The following is a 4670-nucleotide window of genomic DNA, read 5'->3' on the forward strand; positions in this document are numbered from 1 at the left end:
GTATCTGTCATATAGAGAAGTGTTTCATCACCAATAAAAATAAATCCAATAGGATTAGTTGCATCATGTGAAAGACGTAATACATATACATCTATATCACCAAATGTATAACTTGTATAAGGAACAAGTTCATGATCTTCATCTAGATCCTCTATATTACCTTTTGCGGTATATACTATTTCTTTATCAAATATATGTATATTCTTATTATGATCTGTATGATCATGGGTTAATAATACATAATCTATATCATCTATTGTATATCCAATTTCTTTTAATCGATAGACAAGCTGTTTCTTTGAGATACCACAATCTATTAAAATACCTGTAGTTTTTTCTACAATAAATGTGCTGTTTCCTTTAGAGCCACTTGCTAAAACATGGTATTCCATAATCCACCTCTTTCCCATGCATTATAGCACATCTCATTATTTACAATAAAGTTTCTTACATATTCTTTTAAACTTGTGATAAAATAAACATATAGAAGGAGGTTTTGTCATATGCCTAAAATTATTACAATCGCAAGAGAATATGGTTCCGGAGGACGTATCATAGCACAGAAAGTAGCCAATCTTTTAGGAATTGTTTATTACGATAATCAGATTATTGATTTAGCTGCACAGGAACTTGGATTTGATATTGAAACAATTAGGAAAGCATCTCAGGAAAAGAGTTCAGGATTCCTTTATGGAATGGCTGGAGGCACTTTCCAGATGCCTTTAAATGATCAGGTTTTCGCAACACAATCTAAAATCATTCGTCATCTTGCAAGTAACGATTCATGTATCATAGTAAATGGATGCGCTGATTATATTCTTGAAGATTATGATAAAGTATTAAGAGTCTTTGTCCATGCACCTCTTGAATCACGTATTAAGAGAGTAGAAGAAGAATATAAAGAAGAGCATGAGAATACAAAGAAGTATGTCATCTCAAGAGATAAGAAGAGAGCTAACTACTATAATTACTACACAACAAATAAATGGGGTCAGTTAAAGAATTTTGACTTAACTATTAATAGTGATTATGGTTTAGATGAAGCTGCTGAAATTATTGCGGAAATGTATAAGAAATTATAATAATAAGAAGCTGTAATAGATGATCTATTACAGCTTTTACTATTAGAGATAGAATAAATATGTTAAAATAAGATGAAATCAAATAAAGGAGAACAATCATGGAAAAAATCTTATTTGAAATTGAAATGCAGGATGGCAATGTAATGAAGGGTGAATTATATCCAGAAGTAGCGCCTATTACTGTAGAAAACTTTGTGAACTTAATTAAAAATAACTTTTTTGATGGCTTAATCTTCCATCGTGTTATCCCAGGATTCATGATCCAGGGTGGTGGATATGATACTGATATGAAAGAACATCCAGCAGCATCTATCAAGGGTGAATTTGCATCTAATGGTGTGACTAATAACCTAAAGCATACAAGAGGTGTTTTATCGATGGCAAGAACAATGGTTAAGGATTCTGCTTCATCTCAGTTCTTTATTATGCATGCTGACGCACCACATCTAGATGGTGACTATGCTGCTTTTGGTTTAATTACTGAAGGATTAGAAGAAGTAGATAAGATTGCGAATGTTAAAAGATCACCTTGGAATGATATGCCTAATGAACCACAGGTTATCAAGACAATGAAATTATTATAAAAAAACTGTTGCGAAATATTGAAATCTTGATACAATATAGTACTGACAGTAAATCTAGGCTATTCTTTGTGAATAGCTTTTTTGTTGTCAGTTATAAATCAATGCCCAAAAGTATATTAATGAAATTGACACATTATCAAGACATTCTTTAGAAATAATACTAAAATGGTAGTATTTTCATGTGAATTTTTGTATAATGTTTACGTTTAAGAAAGGAGGCGCCGTATGAAGGAAGGTATACGTAAAGAGTATAAAAAACAATATGATGCATCAACAAAGAAGATTGACATTGTTGATGTTCCAGAATTCAATTTCATCATGATTGATGGAATCGGTAATCCTGAAGTAGAAGAGTTCCACTTAAAATCAAAAGCTCTTCGAATCATGTCAGCAGAAATTAGAGAGTATTTTAAACAGGAAAAGAATCTTGTTTATCTTATTTCACCGCTAGAAGGATTATGGGATACCTATGATAATTCAAAGTTTGACGTTACTCGTAAGAAGATGATTAAGTTCACTTTAATGATGGCACAACCAAAGCTTCTAGATCCGAATACATTTGAAATTATTAAACAGAAAGCTGCTAACAAGAAGGATAATCCTTACATTGTAGATATATATCTTAAGAGGATGACAGAAGGACATTGCGTACAGATGCTACATAAGGGTGCTTATAATACTGAAATCAATACAACTAAGCAGATTATGGAATTTATTACTATTCAAAATATGCGTTTAGAAGGATTCCATCATGAAGTCTACTTAAATGATTATGAAAAGACACCAAGTGAAAAACTGAAAACAATTGTTCGTTATGCGATTGCAGAAAATGGAGAAGGGGCTTTTTAGCTCCTTTTTTTTGAGGAGAGAATATGAAATACGTATCATGGAATGTAAATGGCATTCGTGCCTGTTTAAAAAAAGGTTTTTTAGAAAGTTTTGAATCATTGAATGCTGATATTTTTGCCTTACAGGAAACTAAGGCGCAAAAAGATCAGATTGAATTAGATATCTCAGGTTATACACTTTATACTAATGATGCTCTTAAGAAGGGGTATAGTGGAACAGCTGTACTTACTCGAATAGAACCACTATCAGTATCTTATGGAATAGGAATAGAGGAACATGATCAGGAAGGAAGAGTCATTACATTAGAGTTTGAAGACTATTACTTTGTAACATGTTATACACCTAATTCTAAAAAAGAGCTTGCTAGAATTGATTATCGCATGGAATGGGAGGATGCCTTCCTTGCCTATTTAGATGCTCTTAATAAGCCTGTCATCCTTTGTGGTGACCTCAATGTAGCTCATAATGAAATAGATTTAAAGAACCCTTCATCCAATCATCATAATGCAGGTTTCTCTGATCAGGAACGTAATAAGATGACAGAACTTTTATCTCATGGCTATATTGATACATTCAGATATCTTTATCCAGATAAAAAGGATGCTTATACATGGTGGAGTTATATGTTTAAATCAAGAGAAAGAAATGCTGGATGGAGAATTGACTATTTTATTGTCTCTGATTCATTGAAAGAGAGAATAAAAGAGAGTTTAATATATAGTGAAATACTTGGTAGTGATCACTGCCCAATCGGATTGGAGATGGAATAAAATGAAACTAATGATCATATCAGACATTCATGGTTCTTATAATGACCTAGAAAAAGTAATGCACTACTTTGATGAAGAGCAGCCAGACCGTTTAATTATCCTCGGTGATATTTTATATCATGGTCCTAGAAATGACTTACCAGAAGGTTATGCACCTAAAAAGTGTATTCCTTTATTAAACAAATATAAAGATAAGATCCTTGCAGTAAGAGGTAACTGTGATGCAGAAGTAGACCAGATGGTCTTAGACTTCCCTATGAGAAGTGATTATGCATTACTTAATGTAGACGGACATGATTTCTATATTACTCATGGACATTTATACAATAAAGACAATATGCCTTATTTAAAGAAGGGTGATGTATTCCTTTATGGACATTATCATGTTCCAGTATTTGAAGACCATGGCTTCTACACAGTGAATCCAAACTCTATTTCTTTACCAAAACAAGGTGTAAAGAGTTTCTTAGTTTATGAAAATGAAACATTCACACTATATAATTTAGAAAATAAAAAGATTTGGTGTAAAAAAATTACAAAATAAGAATTATACAGTGCATTCTTTTTTAAAGTATGGTATTTTTAAGGAGGAGGTGGTTTTGTGGCAAAGTATAGAGATATTGCAGATGCAATTAGAGAGAAGATTAAGTCGGGAGAATATACTTCGGGCCAGAAACTTCCTTACGAGTACTTGTTATGTGTTAATTACCATTGTAATAAAGAAACCATGAAGAAGGCTTTGGAGATTCTAGTAAAAGAAGGTCTCATTATTCGTCGCCGTGGAGCAGGTACATTTGTGAAAGAACTCAATGTATCTGAAAAGAATGAAACTGTCCGTATGCGCAGTCTTTCTATGCGTTTTGAAGGACATGATGTGACTTCGGATATTAAAGTATTTGAGGTTATACCAAGTGATAAGAAAATAGCGGAAAAGCTACAGATAGATGAAGGAGACTTTGTTTATCATATTATTAGAAATCGTTCTGTTGATGGAAAACCTTATTGTGTAGAGATTACATATATTCCGCTATATCGTTTAGTTAACCTGAAAGCAGAAGTCTTAAAGGATTCATTGTATAAATATGTAATCAATCAATTACATTTGACGGTTCAGAGTTGTCATTTAAAGATCACATCAGCACTGTCTACAATACTCGAACAGTCATTCTTAGGACTAGGTGAAGGGGAACCTTATATTCAGGAAGAACAGACAACATACCTTTCTAATGGCTCTGTATTTGAGTTGACATTCAATCGTCGTCACTATGCAGACTTTGAATTCCAAACTGTTATTGTAGAACAATAATTAAGAGAACTATGTGTTATAGTTCTCTTTTAATATTGCTATTTATTTACAAGTGGTAAAAATATACAAATAATATAAC

The 4670-nt window shown here is 32.3% G+C and carries 7 protein-coding genes; 6 read left to right on the forward strand and 1 reads right to left on the reverse strand.

Annotated elements, in window-relative coordinates; genetic code table 11:
• Positions 1-392, reverse strand: a 392-nt coding sequence (locus tag ACT8VG_RS07530; protein WP_444195535.1) for an MBL fold metallo-hydrolase, incomplete at its 3' end; no start/stop codon positions are given.
• 111 nt (positions 393-503) lie between these two features.
• On the opposite strand from ACT8VG_RS07530, the gene ACT8VG_RS07535 reads away from it, so the two are divergent.
• The 6 genes from ACT8VG_RS07535 (at position 504) to ACT8VG_RS07560 (ending at position 4591) form a co-directional block, all read left to right on the forward strand.
• Entirely contained in the window at positions 504-1082 is a 579-nt protein-coding gene (locus ACT8VG_RS07535) for a cytidylate kinase-like family protein (RefSeq protein WP_117460093.1), read from the forward strand.
• A gap of 98 nt (positions 1083-1180) precedes the next feature.
• Positions 1181-1666, forward strand: coding sequence for a peptidylprolyl isomerase (locus tag ACT8VG_RS07540; protein ID WP_022425969.1), 486 nt, complete (start codon positions 1181-1183; stop codon positions 1664-1666).
• 225 nt (positions 1667-1891) lie between these two features.
• Positions 1892-2515 (forward strand): GyrI-like domain-containing protein, encoded by a 624-nt coding sequence (locus ACT8VG_RS07545; protein WP_129982278.1) that lies wholly within the window; start codon positions 1892-1894, stop codon positions 2513-2515.
• Positions 2516-2538: 23 nt separating this feature from the next.
• On the forward strand, positions 2539-3285 hold the full coding sequence (locus ACT8VG_RS07550) for an exodeoxyribonuclease III (protein WP_187011675.1): 747 nt from the start codon (positions 2539-2541) through the stop codon (positions 3283-3285).
• Between the two features lies 1 nt (position 3286).
• On the forward strand, positions 3287-3829 hold the full coding sequence (yfcE, locus tag ACT8VG_RS07555) for a phosphodiesterase (RefSeq protein WP_187011676.1): 543 nt from the start codon (positions 3287-3289) through the stop codon (positions 3827-3829).
• Positions 3830-3886: 57 nt separating this feature from the next.
• Entirely contained in the window at positions 3887-4591 is a 705-nt protein-coding gene (locus ACT8VG_RS07560; RefSeq protein WP_187011677.1) for a GntR family transcriptional regulator, read from the forward strand.
• The last annotated feature ends 79 nt before the right edge of the window (positions 4592-4670 follow it).

The organism is Catenibacterium sp., from assembly GCF_052354645.1.
In the GTDB taxonomy this organism is placed as follows: Bacteria; Bacillota_I; Bacilli_A; order Erysipelotrichales; family Coprobacillaceae; genus Catenibacterium; species Catenibacterium mitsuoka_A.

Bases quoted from the DNA above. Each gene is read 5' to 3' on its own strand.
- ACT8VG_RS07545 (WP_129982278.1), top strand. From the start codon at position 1,892: ATGAAGGAAGGTATACGTAAAGAGTATAAAAAACAATATGATGCATCA.
- yfcE (WP_187011676.1), top strand. From the start codon at position 3,287: ATGAAACTAATGATCATATCAGACATTCATGGTTCTTATAATGACCTA.
- ACT8VG_RS07550 (WP_187011675.1), top strand. From the start codon at position 2,539: ATGAAATACGTATCATGGAATGTAAATGGCATTCGTGCCTGTTTAAAA.
- ACT8VG_RS07540 (WP_022425969.1), top strand. From the start codon at position 1,181: ATGGAAAAAATCTTATTTGAAATTGAAATGCAGGATGGCAATGTAATG.
- ACT8VG_RS07535 (WP_117460093.1), top strand. From the start codon at position 504: ATGCCTAAAATTATTACAATCGCAAGAGAATATGGTTCCGGAGGACGT.